This is a genomic window from uncultured Clostridium sp., from assembly GCF_934754925.1.
Lineage (GTDB): Bacteria > Bacillota > Clostridia > Clostridiales > Clostridiaceae > Clostridium.
In genome coordinates this window covers 81,229-103,138 of sequence record NZ_CAKVJA010000002.1, presented here as the reverse complement: position 1 = coordinate 103,138, position 21,910 = coordinate 81,229, and the positions used below count along the sequence as shown (strand labels likewise).

The window sequence follows — 21,910 nt, the reverse complement described above, 5'->3', positions numbered from 1 at the left end:
AGATACCTAAAGACAACTTTCACAAAAAGCCAACCTTTAGGTATCTTTTTTTACATTTTATTTATTTTCTTCTTTATATTTTTTAGAATTCTCATCAAGAGCTTTTATTATTTCATCAACCTTTTGCCAATTTGCAAGGGATGCTCCAGCCGCTAGCATATGGCCTCCTCCTCCAAAAGTAGATGCAATATCATTAACTCTAGGTCCATTAGATCTAAATTCACAGAAAATTGAACCGTCTTCTTTTTCCACAAAGAAATTCCAATTGTTTATTCCTTCAGTATCTTGAAGTGCATTTACCATTCTTGCAGCGTTTATTGGTTGTAAACCATATTTTTTAGCTATTTCATTTTTTACTTTTAAATATGCCACTCCATTTTCAGTAGTTTCATAGTTGCTATAAATATATCCTAAGAATTTTAGTTCTGTTTCTTCTCTTCTATACATATTTGCATAAATTTCTTTTGTTTCTAAATCAAATGTAATTTTAGATAACTTTTCAAATAAATTAGTTGGGTTATCTATATATAGAAATCTTCCAGTATCCCCTATTATCCCTGTAAATAAAGCACGTCTTCCCTTTTTATCTATTTTCAACTTATCTTCATGAGCTAAATATAAATCTAAAATCATTTCACTACATGAAGAATAATTTGTATCTACCCATGTTAAATCTTCAAATGGAGCATCAAAAGGCTTATGATGGTCAATTTTTATTATATAGCCACAATCATTAAATGTTTGATTATCAACTCTTTCTTTATTGGCAACATCTACAATAATAGCTAAAGAATCTTTATTTAATTTTATTTCTTTATCCATAGTATTTATATACTCTAATTTTTTTGAATGTTCACCTAATAAAACCACCCTCTTATTTGGATATGTATTTTCTATTATACTTTTTAAAGCAGTTTGTGAACTATAAGAATCTGGATCTGGGAAAACATGACGATATATTGCTATAGTATCATACTCTTCAATTTTATTTATTATACTTCTAATTAATTCTTCCTTCATTTTTAATACCTCCTAAAAACAAACTTTTATATTTAAATATTTAATAAAAAAATCCCCCACTTAGCTATGCTAAGCAGGGCATAATAAAACTATACATTTTTTATGTATTATTGGCGGCTTATTGAAGTTTCAACTTGTGAATTCATTTCTTTTAACATAGCGTCAACATCATCTGAAGTTCCAGTAACATAAGATGCATATTTTTCTTCTGCAACTGTTCTTGCTGATTGAGCATTGTTTATTGCAGGAGTAAAGTAAGCAAAGCTTAATGATTCCTTAGCTACTTCGTAAATCTTTCCATATAAAGAATTACTATCTGCTAATACTTCTTGAACTAAAGTAGAATCTTGAGCTGACTTTCTAACTGGTAAATATCCAGTAGCTGTTGCAAACTTAGCTGTATTTTCAGTGTTTGTTGCAAATTTAATGAATTCATATGCAGCATATTGAGCTTCTGCAGAAACATCTGTAGTTACAAATAAAGAAGCACCTTGTTGAATAACTGCTTTATTTTTTCCTTCAAAATGAGGAACTTCTGCTACAACAACTTCAAAAGCATCATTAGTGTTTATATGAGCGAATCCAGCTGAAGAACCTTGATAAGCTAAAAGCTTTTGATTTGAGAAAGGTCCTGATAAGAATTTATCTTCACCAGGTACTCTAAATGCGCCACTTTGAGTTTCTTTTCTAAAGAACTGCATAAACTCTTTAGACCAATCATTAACAACGTTAATCTTTCCATCTAATTGAACAAAATCTTTTCCATCTTCTTTTAAAGTAGAAATAAATGCATTTGAACTTGAATCAAATCCGAATCCAGGTATTCCTAATTCTGATTGACATTTTTCTGATATTTCTGCTAATTTTTCAAATGTTAAATCTTTTAAATCATCAACAGTATATCCTAATTGCTCTAATAAGTTTTTATTTACATATAAAACTTCTGTAGATTTAGTTAATGGAAGACCATATATTTTATTTTCTCCCCATTGTGATAATTCATTAATAAAATCTGGAACGAAATCATTTTTAATGTCATCTTCCATTCCTACTGTTTCATCAGTAACATATGGTGTTAAATCTGCTACCTTATTATCATTAATAAGTCCTGTAGCCGCATCAGGATAAACATTAACTATAGCTGGTAAAGTATTTGATTGAGATGCAGCTATAACTTTTTTGTTTAAATCAGTAATGCTACCTTGAGCTGAAGCTTTAACTGTTATTCCTTGATTATTGGAATTATTAAAGTCATCAACTATACCTTGTAACACTTCTGCTTGTTTTCCAGTCATATAATGCCACATTTCAATAGTTATTGGTTGTTGTAATTCTGTAACGACATTTTCGTTTGATGAATCACTTTTTGAACAGCCTGTTAATGCTGTAACTGCAACTACTGCAGTCATTAAAGATGCTAATAATCTTCTTTTCATTTTTTTCACCTCTAAAACCTAATTTATATATTTAAGAAAAGATGATTAAAAGATAAAGTATTAAAATTTTATATATACATAATTAAAGCATTTATAATAACTTTCATATAAATAATTAAAGCATTAATATTTCAACTTTTAATTCAAACTTTTCACATATATCTAACTTTTATACTACCCTTTTATTCCTCCAATAGATATACCATTCATAATCTTCTTGTGTAAGAACATATAAACTACAACTATTGGCATTGTAATTATTGTAGATGCTGCCATTAATAACTCATATCTGTTTCCTACATCTGATTGGAATGCAGTTAATCCATTTGCAAGCAATCTCATATTATCACTATTTGTAACAAGCAATGGCCATAAGAATGCATTCCATGAATTTATTCCTACTAAGATACAAATTGTAATAATTGATGGCTTAGCCATAGGTACAACTATTTTCCATAAGAACTTCCAATCACTTGCACCGTCTATTTTTGCAGCATAATATAATTGTTTTGGAATCTTTAAGAAAAACTCTCTAAGCATATAAATATACAATACATTTGCCATATAAGGTACAAATAATGCTGAATAACTATCAATTAAATTTAGTGCTGAAATTGTTTTAAAATTAGTTACTATTAATACTTCCCCTGGTATCATCATTGATGCTAAGAAAATAGCAAATATTAAATCCCTGCCCTTAAATTCAAGATGAGAAAAAGCAAATGCTGATAATATTGAAATTACAACTGTACTAACAATACTTAAAGCAGTAACTATTAATGTATTTATAAAATATCTTCCAAAAGGAGCCATTGCTAATGCAGTACTAAAGTTACTCCACATAAATTTTTCTGGAACCATTGTTGGTGGTGTTTGAATAACTTCAAAACTTGACTTTAAAGAAGACGCTATCATCCAATAAAATGGAAAAAGCGTTACAATAGCAAAGACAACTAATAAGAAGTATTTAATGAATGCTTTAAAATTATTTTTATTTTTCATATTTACACCTCTTAGTAATGAATCTTATTACGAGCAACTGTTTTTTGTACTAAAGTAACAGTTAATATTATAATTAATAGAACTACTGAAGCAGCAAATGCTAATGGGAAATCTTGATCCCCATAGAATCTATCAATTATATATCTAACAACAGTTGAAACTGCACCATCTAATGTACGTCCTCCAAATAGAACATAAACTTCTGTGTAAACTTTAAAAGAAGCTATTAAACTAATAACATATGTATAAGCAATCATAGGAGAAACTAATTTTACAGTTATCTTTCTAAATATAGTTCCACTTGTTGCTTGGTCGATTTTCGCAGCTTGGTAATATTGTGGATTTATTGATGCAATACCTGTAGTTAATATTAAGGTATTAAAAGCTAAACTCTTCCATACTGCAAATATTATTAATGCTATCATTGCATATTTAGGATCATTAAGCCAATTTATTGGGTTTATCCCTATCTTCTCTAATAGGAAATTAATAATTCCATATTCAGAGTTGAATAGCCAAGACCATACTATACCTATAGCAACTAATGAAGTTACATAAGGTAAAAAGTAAATACTTTGGAATATTCCTCTTACTTTTTCATTTTTTATATTAGCTAAAGCATTAGCTATTAATAAAGATATAAATACTGATAAAGCTGGAACTATAGCAGCATAAATTACAGTATTAATTAAAGATTGTATAAATCTTTTATCTTGGAATAAATATTTATATGATCCAAATCCAAAAACAAATCCGCTAGCTTTAGTTTCATCGAAACTAAAAATTATTGTATTAAGTATAGGATAAAATACAAAGACAGCAAGTATTATAAGTGCAGGTAGTAAATATATATATCCTTTAAATTTATTTTTCTTCTTTAGCATTTTGTTATGAACTCCTCACTTTCAGAATCAAATACATAACTCTTACCTGTCTTTGGTTTAATTATTAATTCAGCACCTTCGTCAATAAAGAACTCTTTGTCAACTAACATTTTATATATAGAACCATTATGGTCTAATGTTAACAGTCTTTCTCTACCTAATATTTCTACTGTAACAACTTTAGTTTTTAATCCCTTGTCTGCTACTTCAAAATCTTCTGCTCTTACTCCTAAAATAACTTTTGACTTATCTTTAGGTAAATTTTCTATTGTTAATGAATCAACACTAGAAACTCCTGCTTTACACTCTAAATCGATAAAGTTCATTTCTGGACTTCCTATAAAAGATGCAACAAATTTATTTACCGGATTCATATATATATCACTTGGTGATGAAACTTGTTGAATTGCACCATCCTTCATCAGTACAATTTCATCTGAAATAGACATAGCCTCTTCTTGGTCATGAGTTACGAATATAGCTGTAACCCCTGTTTCCTTTTGAATTCTTCTAATTTCTTGTCTTGTTTCAACTCTTAACTTTGTATCTAAGTTTGATAAAGGTTCATCAAGAAGTAAAATATCAGGTTTCTTTGCTAATGCTCTTGCAATAGCTACTCTTTGTTGTTGTCCTCCTGATAATTGAGATGGCTTTTTATCTAATTGACTTTCAATTTTTACAATTTTAGCAACCTCTATAGCTCTCTTTTCAGCTTCAGCTTTATCCCACTTTAAGTTTTTTAAAGGAAATAATATATTTTCCTTTACAGTCATATGTGGATATAATGCATAGTTTTGGAATACTAACCCTATTCCTAATTCTTCTGGCTCTAATCCAGTTACATCTCTATCTCCAAAATAAATCTTCCCACTATGTGGTTTATGAATTCCTGAGATAGTAAATAATGTTGTTGATTTTCCAGATCCTGAAGGCCCTAATAATGAAACTAACTTTCCTTTTGGAATTTGTAATGTAACTTCATTAAGCGCCTTAAAGTCTCCAAATTTTACAACTAGTTTGTCTAGTCTTATTCCCATTGATATTCACCTCATGTTTTTTAACAAGTCTACTATTAAATACGAAAACCTCTAGATTTTCACGCTATTACAGAATACGACAATTTATTTGTATTGTCAACAATTTTCCTTCTTCTCCTTTTTACACTTTAAATTTTTTATTAAAAAAATTATTTTTATTCATTTTTGAGAATTTTAATTTCATTTATACATATGTTTTTTTATTTTTTAACACTATAAACTTTTTCTGTAAGTTTTTATCAAAGTAAAATTCACCATTTAAATCTATTCCTAGGATTAATTTTTATATTCACTTTTAGACTGTCTACTATAAAAATTTCTATACTATTTATACTTTCCTAAATTGTTTTTTTTTATGTTTATCATTTTATATCTGTTGTTATTTTTATGCTTTTCTTCATAGATGATCATATAAATATTCTACTGCCTATCTCTTAATCTCTTTTTTATATCTCTATAATAATATATATATAAGTTTCTAATCTCATAAATATTTTCTAATATAGCATCACAAGTAATAAAGGTTATAATAGCTAGTTTGTCCCAATTATCCATATAAAAATTCCTTTCTACTTCATTAACATTATATTATATGAAATTATCAATAATATTGTTATTAATCTTATGTTAACTATTAAATTTTATTTATAAATTTCTTGCATAATCTAACATTCTTAAATATTATATTTATGTAAAGATATATAAGGAGGCATATATGTTACCATTATTAATTATTTTTTCATATCTTATGGGCTCAATTCCTAGTGGATATATTTTAGTAAAAAAGAAACTTAATAAAGATGTAAGAGAATATGGAAGTGGAAATATTGGTGCTACTAACGTCAAAAGAGTTGCTGGTGAAAAACTTTCAAAACTAACAGCAATTTGTGATATGTTAAAAGCAATTATTCCAGTATTACTAACACGTATTTTGATCTGGAATGATATACTAAAAACTAATGCAAGTTTGAGTTTATCCTTAGTAGCTATTGCTGCCATATTAGGACATAATTACACTATATTTTTAAAATTTAAAGGCGGTAAGGGTGTTGCTACCTCTGCAGCTGCTTTTATGATAGTTGTTCCTATACCATTTTTAATTACAGCTCTAGTTTTCTTTGGATTAAAATTAGTAACAAAGATTGTTTCAGTACGTTCTTTAGCAGCAGGCACTACATTATTTCTATCAACACTTTTATTAGGATATAATAAATACTATGTATATGCAACGCTTTTTGCTTGTCTTTTAGTATTTTGGAGACACAAAAGTAATATCGCCAGATTAATTAAAGGTGAAGAAAAATAATCTTTAACTAAACACTGATAAAATATAATTCAGTGTTTTTTTATTTAGGAGGTTTTATGAAATTTATATTCGCTTATATATTATTTATCAATTCACTTCTTTTTATTCTTATGTGGTTAGATAAACGTAAAGCAAAATTAAATCATTGGAGAATAAGTGAAAAAACTCTTTTTTTATTTGCTATAATAGGTGGAAGTATGGGTGGAATAATTGGAATGTATACTTTTAGACATAAAACAAAGCACTTAAAATTCAAGTTAGGATTTCCAGTTATTTTTTTATTGCAATTAATATCTATAATTATTATTTTTAAATTATAATTTTTTATTATCGACTAATATATATACTTTAATAAAAATACTGCATCAAAATATTTATTAATATTAAATATTTTTTTATTGTGCTTTCAAAAAAATAAAAGACGTTGCATTTTTTATTGCAACGCCCCATAATCACTTTTAGCTACTTAGTAACTATATGATTACATTAATATTATATACTACTATTTACTTTTTATTCATTACTTATTAATGTAAAATAAATTGTACAACCTTTTAATTTATATTATAATTATTCTAAAAATAAATTATATTAATATTTTTTGCTTTGGGGGTAATTACATGAACTTTTTAAAAGGTAGCTATGGATTTGATTTATTATCAATAATATTAGTTCTAATATCTTGTATATTTAATATTTTTGATTATACTAGAATTTTAGGTACACTTATTTTAATTTATGCTGTATATAGAGCATTTTCCAAAAAAATATATAAAAGGAAAAGTGAATATAATGTTTTCTATACATATACAAATAAGTTTTTAAAGAAATTTGGTAAATCTATTCCTTATGATTTACCTATATATGATTTAAATAATTTATCTTATATATTTGAAAACATTAAATTTAAATATACTCAGCATCGTAAATATAAAATTACTAAATGCCCTAACTGTAAACAAAAACTTAGACTTCCAAGAGGTAAAGGCAACATAGTTGTTACATGTAAAAAATGTTCAACTAAATTTGACTTTAGAACATAATAATTAATAACTATAAATAATTATTTTATTATGTGGAATATTATTAATATTCATAATATTGCTATTTTATTGGAGGTAATAACATATGAAAAAAAACTTATTTATTATTCCATTAATATTTGTTACTTTATCTTGTAGTTCTTTAAACTTATATACAGAGAATATTAAGAATATTAATAAAATCAATATTACATCAACACCAAAAAGAATACCAATTAAATGGTGGCAAAACTAAAATAAAAAGGGTCTTTATGACCCTTTTTATTTTATATGTTAATTAATAGGTTTTTGCCCTTTTGCTATTAAATTTAAAAATATTATTGTACACTTTTCTCTTTCAGAACTATCACTACAAATTCTCATAATTTTAGCTAACCTTGGATTAGTTCTGCTAATCATTCTAATTATCTCTGGTGGTAATTTATTATCTCCAAGAATATTTTTTATCCCAACTAAGTCACTGTGGACAGTTACTGCTTCAAAATCTAATTTTTCGAATCCTGTATATTTTAATATTTTAATAAGTTTACGTCCAATTTCTCTATTCCAACCAACCCTTTTTTCTATTTGACTAATAAATCCTCTACCACTTTTAAATAGCATATCTGGATCACTTACTCCGTACATTCCTCTATCAGAATCTATTATTGCAACTATCCCTCCTGGTTTTAATAATCTATATATCTCACGAGTTGCTTCAATAGGGCTTTCTAGGTGTTGAAATACGAATCTACAAACTATAAAATCATAACTATTTTCTTTAAGTCCACTATTTTTTATAGAACCAAACTTAAACTTTAGTCTATTTCCCTCATATTCACTTAAACGCTCTTTAGATATATTAAATAATCTCCTATCAACTTCTAAGGCAGTTACTGAGCTATGTGGTAAATTTTCTAATAATAATTGAGTATATACTCCTGTACCTGAACCGACATCTAATATTCTCATTCCATCTTTAAGGCCTAACCATTTCAATGTTCTAAATTCCTTTTCCCATCCTAATTTAGCCTGAATTTCAAGTCTATTTACTTCATTATTAAATCCAACAATATCATAAATTGAATTATAGCTCACCTTAATCTCCTTTAATACTTACTTAGATATATTTTATGTTACTTTTATAATAATTGTTCGTATGTTTATTTTATTTATAATATAAATTTAAGTAAAAGTGGAAATGTTATTAAAGAAAATAAAGTTGTAATAAAGATAATAACAGCGGAGTATTCCTTCTCCTTATCATACTTTTCTGCTAAGATTGATGTCATTGCAGCTGCTGGCATTGCTGTAATAATTATTAGTGTTTTAATTACTATAGAATTATCATTTATTATTTTTGAAATAATAATCAAAATAACTGGTAATACTATTAATTTTAAAATACTACTATAGTATATGGTATAGTCCTTTAAATAATTAAATATATTACTACTTCCTAATATAACTCCTATTATTATCATTGATAATGGTGAAGTTATCTCTCCTACTAAATCCAAAGTTGAATATAACGCTTCTGGAATACTAATATTAAAAACCATTATTATTAATCCAATTATAACTGCTATAATAGATGGATTAAAAAAAACCTTTTTAAAATCTTTTTTTTCTATATTTCCATTGAACAATATAATTCCATAAGTCCATAATGCTATTGTAAAAAACATATTAAAAATAGATGCATATATAACGCCTTCTGAACCAAAAATACTATAAATTATTGGGAATCCTATAAAGCCACAATTTGAAAAAACATTTGCAAATTGCATTATAACTTTCTTATCTGATTTAATTGGTAACAATACAATATAAGAAACTAATATTGTAATTATTAATACTGAAGGACTATAAATAAAAGATTTTATAATATTATTTTTTAAATTTTCATCCATATCAAATATAAATGATGAAATAACTAAGCAAGGCAAAGTAATTTCTAACAATATATTAGTTAATCCTTTATTTATGTCTGACGTTATTATTTTTCTTTTGCTTCCATATACCCCTATAATCATTATTAGAAATAAAGATATTACCTTATTTGTTATTACTCTTAACTCCATAATTACCCTCCCTATTTTTTCCATTTACTTAATTATACACCATATTAAAAAAAGAACTAACTACTAATAGTTAGTCCTTTTAAAAGTCTACTTTAAAATAATGATAATTGGTTTGTTTCTGACATACCTTCTAAACAACCATGATTACTTAAAGTCTCAATTACAGTTTTTGATACTTTTGATCTCAGTCTTAAATCTTCCTTTGAAATAAATTCTCCATCTTTTCTCGCTTCTGCAATTGATTTAGCTGCATTTACTCCCACTCCCTGTAATGAACTTAAAGGTGGTCTTAATGCATTATCTACTATTAAGAATTTAGTTGCATCTGATTTATATAAATCTACTTTAAGCATTTTAAATCCTCTTTTATACATTTCAAAAGAAAGTTCTAAAACAGTAATTAACCCTTTATCTTTTACGGTAGCTTGATTACCAAGAGCATATAACTCTTGAAGTTTTGCATGAACTGCAGTTTCTCCTCTACAAATTAAATCTGCATCAAAGTCATCAGCACCTCTTACTGTAAAGTAAGTTGCATAATATGCAAGTGGATAATATACCTTGTAATAGGCAACTCTAACAGCCATCATAACATAAGCAACGGCATGCCCCTTAGGGAACATATACTTGATTCTCTTACAACTTTCTATATACCAATCTTCAACATTATTTTCTTTCATTGTCTTCTCAAAATCTTCTGTTAAGCCCTTACCTTTTCTTACACTTTCCATTATTGTAAATGCTGTTTTGGGTTCAACACCCTTATACATAAGGTAAACCATAATATCGTCTCTTGTTGCAATACAATCTCTTAAGGTAGTATATCCTTCCTTAATAAAATATTGAGCATTATTAAGCCAAACGTCAGTACCATGAGAAAGTCCTGATATTCTAACTAAGTCTGAAAAAGTTTGTGGTTGTGTATCTACAAGCATTTGACGAACGAATTTCGTTCCAAACTCTGGCAAACCATAAGAACCAACTTCACATTCTAGTTCTTCCTTTGTAACACCTAAAGCTTCTGGCGATGTAAATAAAGACAGTACCTTTTTATCATTAAGAGGTATAGTTTTTGGATCTAAACCTGTTATATCTTGAAGCATTCTAAGTACTGTGGGATCGTCGTGACCAAGTATATCAAGCTTTAATAGTCTTCCTGAAATAGAATGGTAATCAAAATGTGTAGTTGTTACATCTGATGTTGAATCATCTGCTGGTCTTTGGATTGGTGTAAAATTATAAACATCTGTATAATTAGGTACAACCATAATTCCACCTGGATGCTGCCCAGTTGTTCTTTTAATACCTGTACATCCAATAGTTAATCTTTCAATCTCTGCTTGTGATGTAATTATCCCTTTTTGATCTAAATATTTCTTAACAAATCCATAAGCCGTTTTTTCTGCAACCGTACCTATTGTTCCTGCTTTAAATACGTAACCTTTTCCGAATAAAACTTCTGTATATTTATGAATATCACCTTGGTTATCTCCAGAGAAGTTTAAATCTATATCCGGTTCCTTATCTCCCTCAAATCCTAAGAAAGTTTCGAAAGGGATATCATGGCCATCTTTTATATAAGGCACACCACAATCTGGACAATCCTTATCTTCTAAATCGGCTCCTGAACTTACTGAACCATCTAAGAAGAAATGTGATTTTTTACATTTAGGACATACATAATGTGGAGGCAATCCATTAACCTCTGTTATATCTGACATGGTTGCAACGAAAGATGAACCAACTGATCCTCTTGAACCTACTAAATATCCATCTGAATAAGATTTTGCAACTAGCTTTTGTGCAATTAGATAAAGTACAGCATACCCATTATTTATAATAGAATTTAACTCTTTATCTAATCTCTTTTGTACTACCTCAGGAAGTGGATCTCCATATATAGAATGAACCTTATTCATTGTCATATTTCTAATATCATCATCTGCACCCTCAATTTTAGGTGGGTAAGTTTCATCAGGAATAGGTTTTAAATTTTCTTCTACAGAATCTGCTATTGCTTGTGGGTTTTTAATAACTACTTCTTTAGCAATATCATTTCCTAAATAAGCAAACTCCTTTAACATCTCTTCTGTAGTTCTTAAATAAAGCGGTGGTTGATTATCTGCATCGCCAAATCCTTGTCCAGCCATAATTATTCTTCTAAATGCCTCATCATGTGGATCTAGAAAATGAACATCACAAGTTGCTACAGTAGGTTTATTAATTTCCTTTGCTAAGTCATAAATTTTTCTATTAATATCCTTAAGTTCATCTTCATCCTTTACTGAACCTTTTTCAATCATATATGCATTATTAGCAATAGGTTGAATTTCTACATAATCATAAAAACTCATTATCTCTTTTATTTCTTCATCACTTTTACCACCAACTACAGACCTATAAATTTCTCCTGCTTCACAAGCTCCTCCAATTATAAGCCCTTCTCTCATTTCCATAAGTCTAGATTTTTTAGTTCTTGGCCTTCTAAAGAAATTATCTATATGTGCTTCTGATACAAGCTTATATAAATTTCTAATTCCAGCTTGTGTTTTTGCTAAAATTATTATGTGATAAGTTGGTAATTTTTTAATATCAACTTTTTCTAAAAATACTTTATTTAATTCTTTTAAAGTTTCTACTTCTAATTCTTCTTTAATTTTTTTAAAACATTCAACTAAAATATCAGCTGTTGCTTTAGCATCATCTACAGCCCTATGATGGCTTTCTAACTTAACACCTAAGTGTTTTGCAACAATATTTAATTTCACAGATTTCAATTCAGGATACAGGAATCTACACACTGGAACTGTATCTACTATAGTTGGTTCAAATGCTAATCCTAAATCATTACAATTTTTAGATATAAAACTACAGTCAAAACTTGCATTATGAGCAACTACAACTGAATCTCCTATAAATTCTAAAAATCTAGGTAATACATCTTCTATAGATTGTGCATCTTTCACCATATCATCATTAATTCCTGTAAGCTCAGTTATCTTATATGGTATCGGCCTTCTTGGATTTACAAATTCACTAAAGTTATCTACAATAACTCCATTTTGAATTTTAACTGCTCCTATTTCAATTATCTTATCATTTTTAGATGAAAATCCTGTTGTTTCTAAGTCAAATACAACATAAGTATCATCTAAGTTTTGCCCTTTTTCATTTAAAGCTAATGGCACGCCATCATCTACTAAATATCCCTCTACTCCATAAATAACTTTTATTTTATTCTTTTTAGCTGCAATTTGCGCATCTGGGAATGCTTGAACTCCACCATGATCTGTAATAGCTATAGCTGGATGACCCCACTTTGCTGCTCTCTCTACAATTTTCGAAACTGGTGTAACACCATCCATTGCACTCATTGTAGTATGGCAGTGAAGCTCAACTCTTTTTTCTTCAGCTCCATCCATCTTTTCCATCTTTTTCATCTTTAAGATATCTCTACCCATAATAACTACTTCTCTTTGATAAGTATCATATACGGCTTCACCTCTAACCTTACAGTAAAGACCCTTTTTAACATTATCAAGAACCTCATCTTTTTCCTGAGGTTTTAAGAAGCATTTAACTGTTATAGAGCTAGTATAATCAGTAATATAGAATGTTAAAATTATCTTGCCTGTTTTAGTTTCCATAGTATCAACTTTAAATACATCTCCTAAAACCGCAACATATCCTGATCTTTCATTTATTTCATTTATTGGAGTAGCTTCAATTGAAATATTTCTACCATAAATAGCATTTTCAGCCTTTGGTTCTCTCTTATAACTATTTTCTCTCTTTTCATATTGTTTCTTTTCAACTGGCTTTTTCTCTACTGGCTTACTTACAGCACTTGGAGCTTTGCTCATTTCTTGAACTCTAGCCTGCATAGCTTTATTTAATAGTTCTTTTTCTTCCTTTTCCCTTGCTGCATAATCTATTACTACTTCCATGGCTGGATCATACTTTATTTCAAATCTACAAGATATACCGAACATAGCTTTAACTGTATCTTCTAAATTCTTTTCGCCACCTTTACCTCTTAGATGTTCTGTTAATTTATCATATCCATTAAATATAGATACTTTATTTTCATTAACTTCTTTTCTACAATTCAATAAAAGACTTTTGCATAATGGTGTCTTTTTAATTGTTTCAGAAATACATTCAATCCAATGATTTTGTATTACCTCTTCTAATGTAATATCTGAAGCGTCTCTATAAAAAACTATTTCTACAGTAATTCTTATCATTAAAGTTTTACAAATAATTTTTTTAATTAGCTCCTCTTCTTCATGAGCCAATTTTTCTTTTCCTCTTAAAACAACCTTTAAAATCATACTTTTTCTTAAAAGTTGGAACTTTATAATTTTAAGTTCTTTATCTTCTAAACTTTCATATTTATTTATCTCAAGGGTTAGCTTCTTTATAATATCGTCACTCAATTTTGTACCCCCATCCATTAAAATTTTCAACTACACCATTATAGCATAAATTTATTTTTCTGAAACACTATTAATAGATTGTAAATCATTGAAAAAAATAAATATATTAATTTAAAATTTATAAGCTAATAATAACACTATTAGCTTATAAATAAAGGTTTTACTTTAAATATTAATAAGTTTCTTTAAGTAAAACTAAGACTTTTTATTAGTCTATCTTCCCCTATTATTGTATTTTCAAAAATATTTCTTGCATTATCTTCATATAATTTTGGTTCCAACATAGCTGGAGTAAAATGAGTTAACAATAGTTCTTTACAATTACTATAACTAGCAAGCCTTGCAGCTTCAGCAAATGTCATATGCTTATTTTTAATAGCCTTTTCTATATCATCATTATTTCCATATGTACCTTCACAAATAAATAAATCACTTTCCTTTATAAAATTAATCATTTGATCTTGTGGCCTACTATCTGTAATTAAACTTAATTTTATTCCTTTTCGTTCATCTCCAAGGACCATTTCTTTTTTATATTCTTTACCTTCATATATTATGATATCTTCACTTCCCTTTTGTAACTTATTCCACAAAACTTTAGGAACATTATTCTCTTCAGCCTTTTCTAATGAAAACTTTCTATCACGCTTAAAATAAAAGCTAAATCCTAAACATGGAGATGAGTGATCTACCTCTAAAGTACTTAATCTTATTTGTCCACTTTCATTTACCACTTCCAGTCTTTCTTTACTTACATTTAAATTTACTTCTTTTGGATTCTCAATTATATCAACCTCATATGGTAAATATTGTGCAATAACTCTTAAGCCATTTATTACTTCTGTAATTCCTTCCGGCCCTATTATTGTTAAGGGCTCTATTCTACCACTATTACCTATAGTAGATAAAAGTCCTGGAAGTCCAACAATATGATCTCCGTGACAATGAGTTATACAAATAACATCTATAGACTTAAATCCCCAACCTACCATTCTCATCGAAACTTGAGTTCCTTCTCCACAATCTACAAGTATTTTTCTTCCCTTAAAATTTAAAAGGCTAGAAGATAGATTTCTAAAGGGCATTGGCATTCCACCTCCACAACCTAATAAACATAAATCAACCATTACTATCACCAACTTTCTACTTTACTTCATAAATTATAAGTTCATTTTAAATGTACACTGAGGATAGTTCTTACATCCCTTAAACCTTCCATACCTCCCTCTCTTTTTCTTTAACTTACCTCCACATCTTGGACATCTATTTCGCTTTAAGCTCTTTTCTACATTCTTTATATTTCTATTTACATTTTTTATATGACTTTTTCTTTCCTTAAAAGAATCAACATTTAATTCCTTTAGCCTTTCATAGATATAATTTACTTCCTCTTGTGTAAATTGTTTATTTTTATATTTTTTTATTATTTTATTTACTCTATTACAGTATGTAACTATAGTTTCAGTATTTACTTTTAATTTAGCTCTTTTAGTAAATAAAATAATGGAATTTATATTTTTATACTTAATACTTGGAATAATATCTTTTATTACTTTTATATGTCCATTATTTTGTTTTATAGGATTTCGTAATGTCTCTTTATTATTAAATAGTATTTGATACCAATTATCATCATATTCATTTCCTTTAATTATTCCCTTATAATTCTTTGTTTCTATTACAAATATACCATATCTAGATATTACTATATGATCTATTTGAGTGCTTCCTTTAATTGTTTTTAATAATAAATTATTTATTACTTTATATTTTCTTTTATTTAACTTATTTAATTTTTTACTTACATACCATTCTCCTAAATACCCCTTTATTCGTATTTCATATCTTCTTAATAAAAATATTAAGATTATTATAGTCACTAATATTGCTATCATATTCATTTTCATTATTATCCTTGTTTACTCTAAAATTTTTAAAAGTGTGTTGTAAATACAAAAAGAAATATCCAAAATAAAGGATACTTCTTTTTAATATTATTAATATCTTTTTTTATTTTTTTCCTTAACATATTTTCTAGCATTTTTTATTCCACCAGCACTAGAAAACATATCTTTAACCTTTTCTTTCTCTAATCTTTTAGAATTTAAGTTAGCATACTTTAATTCTTTTTGAATTTTTCTATAGCTTTCTAATCTATTTTTATCTAATTTACCTTCTTCTATAGCTCTTTTTACAGCACATCCTGGTTCACTTTCATGTTTACAATCAGAAAACTTACACATTAAAGCTAATTCTTCTATATCAGAAAAAGATTTATCAGTATCACCAGTAATAAGTTGTAACTCTCTCATACCTGGAGTATCTATAACTACACCACCCTGTGGTAATACTAAAAGTTGTCTATGTGTTGTGGTATGTCTTCCCTTATCATCATTTCTCAATCCATTAGTAAGAAGCACATCTTCCCCTATTAGCTTATTTATAAGAGTAGATTTTCCTATTCCTGATGAACCTATAAATGCTACAGTTTTATCATTTCCTATATAGTTTTTAATTTCTTCGTAGCCTTCACCAGTTATTGAGCTAGTTACTAAAACATCTATACCTATTGCTATATTTTCAACTTCTAACTGCTTTTCTAAAAGATTATCACAAAGATCACACTTTGTTAATACTATTACTGGAGTAGCCATGCTATCCCATGCAACTGATATATATCTTTCTAATCTACGAATATTAAAATCGTTATTAAGTGCCATACATATAAAGATAATATCTACATTAGCAGCTACTACTTGAATATCTCTTCTATTTCCAGCAACTTTTCTTTCAAAAGCACTTTTTCTTCTTAAGACATGATGAATTATAACATTTCCATTTGAATTATTTAATCTATCAACCATAACCCAGTCACCAACAGCCGGAAAACTTTCTGTACCTATAGCTTCATGTTTAAACTTACCTGAAACCTCTGCTAAACATTCCCCTTCTTCAGTAATAACATTATATTTATCCTTATGCTGAACAGATACCCTTGCTAAATATAAGTTTTCATCATACATAGAAGCTTCATTTTCGAATCTTTTACTTAATCCAATTTTATATAAATTTGTTTTATTCAATTTTATTCCTCCAAAATTCACTTTAAATTTACTTTCTAAATAAACCTTTAGTGAGGAGGTATTAATTTTTAATTACATAGTTTGTAAGGTTATTTAATACCTACCTCACTATTTACTACTATATCTATTTTAAAGTTTATATTTTTCATCATAAAACATCACTCCTTATAATTTTTCACTTAAAATAATTTAAGGTATAGGAATTTTATTCCTATACCTAGTTTATCATTGTTTATTATTTATATCCACACTATTTTTAAATTTATACTCTTTGACTATTCCTCATAAATTTTATTTTTCTTTATGACTTTGCTTTTTCTTAATCCATTCTTCATATAGTATTCCATAAAATAGCTCATCATGCCATTCATCTTTAAACCCTGTAAACTTTCTATTTTTTATAATATGACCCTCTCTTCTCATTCCTAGATTCTCCATAACACGATATGAGCCATAATTTTCAGCATCACAAGTTGCATATAATCTATGTAACTTTAAATCTTCAAATGCAAACCTAAGTAATTCCTTCCCTGCTTCTGTCATATACCCCTGTTTCCAATAATCTTTATGAAGTACCCATCCTAACATCCCTTCATATAATTCATTATTTAAATAAATACCACATCCTCCTATAACCTTTCCATTTTCCTTTAAGGTAATAGCAAAATCATATTGTGTACGTGGATTTTTATCTATATTAGATATACAATCATCTAGAAATTCAATAGTATCCTCTTCACTATTAGGCCCCCATATCATATACTTTATATTTTCTAAATTACTTGCATATGCATGTACATCTTCAAAATCTGCATGACTAAATTCTCTTAATATTAATCTTTTAGTTTCAAACTTCTTATTCTTTTCCATATAACACCTCTCCTTAAAATAATGATTCCTATTAAAATTTACTTTTCATAAGTAATAATATGCTCAATTTCATTTTTTATATTTTTTAATTTTTCTCTAAAAAATGTTGGATATGCTTTATATTGTTTTAATTTATCTATAGGTAACCAATACATATTTTCTTTGACACCTTGAGTATAACTATTACTATTTAGTTCTTGTGTTCCTCTAGGCTTCATTAAGAAATAAAAAGCTATCTCATGACATTCCTTACCTTCTAAAATACCATCTCCATGAAAGAAGTTTTCATGTATAAAAGCTAATCTGTCAACTTCATATTCCACACCAGTTTCTTCTAAAACTTCACGCTTTACAGCTTCTTCTGCAGATTCTCCAATATGAACTCCTCCACCAACAGAATAATAATAGTTTTCTCTTTCATTTCCAGCAAAAAGAACATGATCTTTTTCTATAATAATTGCTGCTGCACGATATCTAAACCATTTATTTTCCTTAATAAATCCACAATCATAGTTCATTTATACCTACCCCCTTTTTAATCTCATACACTAAATATTATACCAAATTTGAAATACAAAAAATGTGTTACTAAACAATTAAATAAGTTCTTTAGTAACACATTTCATTATTTATATTTCTGATTCTAATAAATTTTTAAATACTTTATTATGCTCTATATCTTTACTTAAGCTTTGGATAACTCTTAAAATTAAATCTTCATTTATTTCTTTATTATTTAAAGCTATTCCCATTGTATAAGCTTTTATTATTCTATAACTATTAATTAATATATTTATACTTAAATTTAAACTTTCTCCCTTATTAAATGGAATTAAATCTTTAAATATTTGATTTACTAAATAGTTTTCTAAAATATAAGAATATTTGTCCATCAACTTTAATATACTTTTTTCATCGTTTATGTACTTTGCAATATCATTTACCTTTAAAATTTCTTTTTTATATTCTTCAACACATTCTTTTAATCTAACACTTCTTATATTTTTTACTAACTTTTCATCTATAAGACTTAAATAAAATTCATTACTTTCATTTAAATCTAAAGTTTTTAAAGAATCAAATTCAATATTTCCTTCACTATATTCTTCTAAAAGCTCCTCTATTACTTCAAAATCTTTTTCATTATGATACTCTTCAATTTTAGTATAAAAAGCCTTTAATATACCTAATCTTTCTTCAATAGAAAAACTTCTATTTTGCATTATATTTATAGAATTTACTCTTATATCCCAAAAATACTGAAGTAAGCTATCACTTCCTTCAAAGGCTTCAGTATCAATTATTCTTCTTATTTCAATAGCACTTTCATCTATTTCTTCTTCACTCTCAACAAACTGCATTTTATCTTTATTTAAAAATGCTTTGCTACAAATTTCTGGACAAGATGCTAACCCTGATTTTTCATATACATTATCTACAATATTGTATATTCTTGGAAACCTTTTGCATGTTATACACAGATTTTCTTCTCCAACTCCTCCATGTATATCACAAAGCAAATTACCATTTAAAAATGGACATTTATTATGTTCTTTTAAAATCATAAAACCTTTATGTAAATAGTCATCACTATTTTTATTTTCTCTAAACTTACCTTTTACTAATTTTTTAAGTTCTCCAGTAGAATTAGTATATTTTTCATATGTATCTTCATCTATATTTATATCCCAACCTGCACAACATGTATCTATACAAGCTGAACCAATACATTTAAAAGTTAACATATATTTTGGCATAAACATATTTGCTTTCATTTTTTTGCTCCAATCACTATAGTAAGTATTATATATTTTTATTTCTTTTCTATAATACATTAAAATTTAATAATATGTAAATATAATTACTTTGTTAGCTATTTTAATTCTAACTATAAGTTTTATGTAAAGATTCATATCTATATAATTTAAATAAAATACAATTGAGATAAAATTCCCAATTGTATTTTTAATTCTAATTATCTTCTTATTTTCTATTTATCTCTACTATTATTTCTTTTACTCTTCTCTCTTCTATTGGAATTTTCTCAATTTTTATTACCTTAGAAATTGTCTTTTTCCATAATCCAAATAAAAAATTAAGCGGAGTAAACATAACCAATAATACTCTTAATATTGGTGTAGAAAACATTGCAAATTTTTCAGGACTTTCCTTTGATAAGCTTTTAGGAGATATTTCCCCAAATATTAATACAACTATAGTCATAACGATTGTTGATATTGTTACATCTGCATCTCCATAATATTTAGTGAAGATTATAGTGGCTATAGATGCCGATGCTATATTCACAATATTATTACCTATTAATATTGTGGAAAGAATTCTATCAGAGTTATTAGATAACTTTAATGCATTTTCTGCTTTTTTACTTACATTAGCTACGAGATTTTTTAATTTAAACTTATTTAAACTTGAAAAAGCTGTCTCAGTATCTGAAAAATAAGCAGACATACAAATAAGAATAGCAATAACAACAATCAATATCAGGGCATTATCATCCATTTAAATCATCACTCCATTTTTTAAATATTTTAGTTTACTAACAATATATGTTGAATAAATTAAAATATTATATAAAATAACTCTAAATATAATAAAAAGCCTCCGAAATTAATCTAATATTTGTATTAATCCCGGAGGTCCTTACACCTTTTATAAATTCTCTATTTCTTTCATTAACTCTTCAATAAGATCTTCTTCTTTAACCTTTTTTATTATTTCGCCCTTTTTGAAGATTAATCCCTCACCTTTTCCACCTGCAATACCAATATCTGCTTCTCTTGCTTCTCCAGGACCATTTACAACGCATCCCATTACTGCAACTTTAATATTTTTATTACAGTTCTCAAGTTTCTTTTCAACTTCTTCAGCAATCTTTATAAGGTTAATTTGAGTTCTTCCACAAGTTGGACAAGACACAAATGTCATTCCTTGCTTTCTTAAACCTAAAGCAACTAACATTTCCTTTGCCACCTTAATTTCCTCTATTGGATCGCTTGTTAATGATACTCTTATAGTATCTCCAATTCCTTCAGCTAATAAAGTTCCTATTCCAAGTGTTGATTTTATAGTTCCTCTAAAGACAGTACCTGATTCAGTAACTCCTAAGTGAAGAGGATAATTACATTTAGTACTCATTAATCTGTAAGCTTCTATCATCATTGGTACATCTGAAGATTTAATTGAAATAACTATATCATGAAAATCTAATTCTTCTAAGATTTTAACATGTCTTAATGCTGATTCAACAAGTCCCTTAGCCGTTGGTTTTCCATCTCTCTCTAATATATCTTTTTCTAAAGAACCAGAATTAACTCCTATTCTTATTGGAATATTCTTAGCCTTACAAGCTTCTGTAACAGCCTTTACTCTCTCTACATTTCCAATATTACCTGGATTAATTCTAATTGCACTAATTCCATTTTCAACACATTTCAATGCTAATCTATAATCAAAATGTATATCTGCAACTACAGGCATTGGCGAACCCGCACAAATATCCTTTATTGCTTCAGCTGCTTCCATATCAGGAACAGCACATCTTATTATTTCACAACCTGCTACATGAAGAGCTCTTATTTGGTCTAATGTAGCTTCTACATTTCTTGTATCTGTATTTGTCATAGATTGAATAGAAACTTGTGAATCACCACCAACATAAACAGATCCAACCTTAACTTTTCTAGTAAGTTTTCTTTCCATTTTTCCA

General features: G+C 27.4%; 20 protein-coding genes. 4 read left to right on the top strand and 16 right to left on the bottom strand.

The annotated features are described in order from the left end of the window. Positions 1–57: 57 nt before the first annotated feature. The 5 genes from Q0G30_RS01940 to Q0G30_RS01920 form a co-directional block, all read right to left on the bottom strand. Positions 58–1,020 carry a bifunctional oligoribonuclease/PAP phosphatase NrnA gene (locus tag Q0G30_RS01940; protein WP_294385781.1) on the bottom strand — a complete coding sequence of 321 codons (963 nt, stop codon included), beginning with the start codon at positions 1,018–1,020 and terminating at the stop codon, positions 58–60. Between the two features lie 107 nt (positions 1,021–1,127). After that, positions 1,128–2,456: an extracellular solute-binding protein gene (locus Q0G30_RS01935; protein WP_294385778.1), complete on the bottom strand. Its 1,329-nt coding sequence runs from the start codon at positions 2,454–2,456 to the stop codon at positions 1,128–1,130. Positions 2,457–2,630: 174 nt separating this feature from the next. Then, entirely contained in the window at positions 2,631–3,458 is an 828-nt protein-coding gene (locus Q0G30_RS01930) for a carbohydrate ABC transporter permease (protein WP_294385775.1), read from the bottom strand. 11 nt (positions 3,459–3,469) lie between these two features. Further along, the gene (locus tag Q0G30_RS01925) at positions 3,470–4,342 is read right to left on the bottom strand and encodes a sugar ABC transporter permease (RefSeq protein WP_294385772.1); all 873 of its coding nucleotides are present in this window, start codon (positions 4,340–4,342) and stop codon (positions 3,470–3,472) included. Further along, on the bottom strand, positions 4,336–5,379 hold the full coding sequence (locus tag Q0G30_RS01920) for an ABC transporter ATP-binding protein (protein ID WP_294385769.1): 1,044 nt from the start codon (positions 5,377–5,379) through the stop codon (positions 4,336–4,338). Before Q0G30_RS01920 ends, Q0G30_RS01925 begins: the two co-directional genes overlap by 7 nt. A 715-nt stretch (positions 5,380–6,094) precedes the next feature. Here Q0G30_RS01920 and plsY point away from each other — a divergent pair. The 4 genes from plsY to Q0G30_RS01900 all read left to right on the top strand — a co-directional run bounded on the left by plsY (position 6,095) and on the right by Q0G30_RS01900 (position 7,963). Beyond that, complete coding sequence (gene plsY, locus Q0G30_RS01915; RefSeq protein ID WP_294385766.1) at positions 6,095–6,685, top strand: glycerol-3-phosphate 1-O-acyltransferase PlsY; 591 nt, start codon at positions 6,095–6,097, stop codon at positions 6,683–6,685. Between the two features lie 56 nt (positions 6,686–6,741). Continuing rightward, positions 6,742–7,005 (top strand): DUF1294 domain-containing protein, encoded by a 264-nt coding sequence (locus Q0G30_RS01910; RefSeq protein ID WP_294385763.1) that lies wholly within the window; start codon positions 6,742–6,744, stop codon positions 7,003–7,005. Positions 7,006–7,305: 300 nt separating this feature from the next. Next, on the top strand, positions 7,306–7,728 hold the full coding sequence (locus tag Q0G30_RS01905; protein ID WP_294385761.1) for a hypothetical protein: 423 nt from the start codon (positions 7,306–7,308) through the stop codon (positions 7,726–7,728). A gap of 85 nt (positions 7,729–7,813) precedes the next feature. Then, positions 7,814–7,963 carry a hypothetical protein gene (locus Q0G30_RS01900; protein WP_294385756.1) on the top strand — a complete coding sequence of 50 codons (150 nt, stop codon included), beginning with the start codon at positions 7,814–7,816 and terminating at the stop codon, positions 7,961–7,963. Positions 7,964–8,001: 38 nt separating this feature from the next. On the opposite strand, the gene Q0G30_RS01895 is transcribed toward Q0G30_RS01900, so the two are convergent. The 11 genes from Q0G30_RS01895 to ispG all read right to left on the bottom strand — a co-directional run bounded on the left by Q0G30_RS01895 (position 8,002) and on the right by ispG (position 21,903). Further along, positions 8,002–8,805: a class I SAM-dependent methyltransferase gene (locus Q0G30_RS01895; RefSeq protein WP_294385755.1), complete on the bottom strand. Its 804-nt coding sequence runs from the start codon at positions 8,803–8,805 to the stop codon at positions 8,002–8,004. Positions 8,806–8,879: 74 nt separating this feature from the next. Further along, complete coding sequence (locus Q0G30_RS01890) at positions 8,880–9,791, bottom strand: AEC family transporter (RefSeq protein ID WP_294385752.1); 912 nt, start codon at positions 9,789–9,791, stop codon at positions 8,880–8,882. Between the two features lie 92 nt (positions 9,792–9,883). Continuing rightward, a complete protein-coding gene (locus Q0G30_RS01885) occupies positions 9,884–14,230 on the bottom strand; it encodes a PolC-type DNA polymerase III (RefSeq protein WP_294385750.1) in 4,347 nt (1,448 codons plus the stop codon). A gap of 185 nt (positions 14,231–14,415) precedes the next feature. Continuing rightward, positions 14,416–15,357: a ribonuclease Z gene (locus Q0G30_RS01880; RefSeq protein ID WP_294385748.1), complete on the bottom strand. Its 942-nt coding sequence runs from the start codon at positions 15,355–15,357 to the stop codon at positions 14,416–14,418. Between the two features lie 33 nt (positions 15,358–15,390). Continuing rightward, positions 15,391–16,131 (bottom strand): NERD domain-containing protein, encoded by a 741-nt coding sequence (locus Q0G30_RS01875; protein WP_294385746.1) that lies wholly within the window; start codon positions 16,129–16,131, stop codon positions 15,391–15,393. Positions 16,132–16,227: 96 nt separating this feature from the next. Then, entirely contained in the window at positions 16,228–17,313 is a 1,086-nt protein-coding gene (rsgA, locus tag Q0G30_RS01870) for a ribosome small subunit-dependent GTPase A (RefSeq protein ID WP_294385743.1), read from the bottom strand. Between the two features lie 291 nt (positions 17,314–17,604). Then, positions 17,605–18,183: a GNAT family N-acetyltransferase gene (locus Q0G30_RS01865; protein WP_294385741.1), complete on the bottom strand. Its 579-nt coding sequence runs from the start codon at positions 18,181–18,183 to the stop codon at positions 17,605–17,607. Positions 18,184–18,221: 38 nt separating this feature from the next. Beyond that, on the bottom strand, positions 18,222–18,701 hold the full coding sequence (locus Q0G30_RS01860; protein ID WP_294385739.1) for an NUDIX domain-containing protein: 480 nt from the start codon (positions 18,699–18,701) through the stop codon (positions 18,222–18,224). Between the two features lie 111 nt (positions 18,702–18,812). Further along, on the bottom strand, positions 18,813–19,958 hold the full coding sequence (gene fliB / locus Q0G30_RS01855; RefSeq protein WP_294385737.1) for a flagellin lysine-N-methylase: 1,146 nt from the start codon (positions 19,956–19,958) through the stop codon (positions 18,813–18,815). A gap of 208 nt (positions 19,959–20,166) precedes the next feature. Beyond that, positions 20,167–20,703 carry a CNNM domain-containing protein gene (locus Q0G30_RS01850; protein WP_294385734.1) on the bottom strand — a complete coding sequence of 179 codons (537 nt, stop codon included), beginning with the start codon at positions 20,701–20,703 and terminating at the stop codon, positions 20,167–20,169. 150 nt (positions 20,704–20,853) lie between these two features. After that, a complete protein-coding gene (gene ispG, locus Q0G30_RS01845; protein WP_294385731.1) occupies positions 20,854–21,903 on the bottom strand; it encodes a flavodoxin-dependent (E)-4-hydroxy-3-methylbut-2-enyl-diphosphate synthase in 1,050 nt (349 codons plus the stop codon). Positions 21,904–21,910 lie beyond the last annotated feature (7 nt).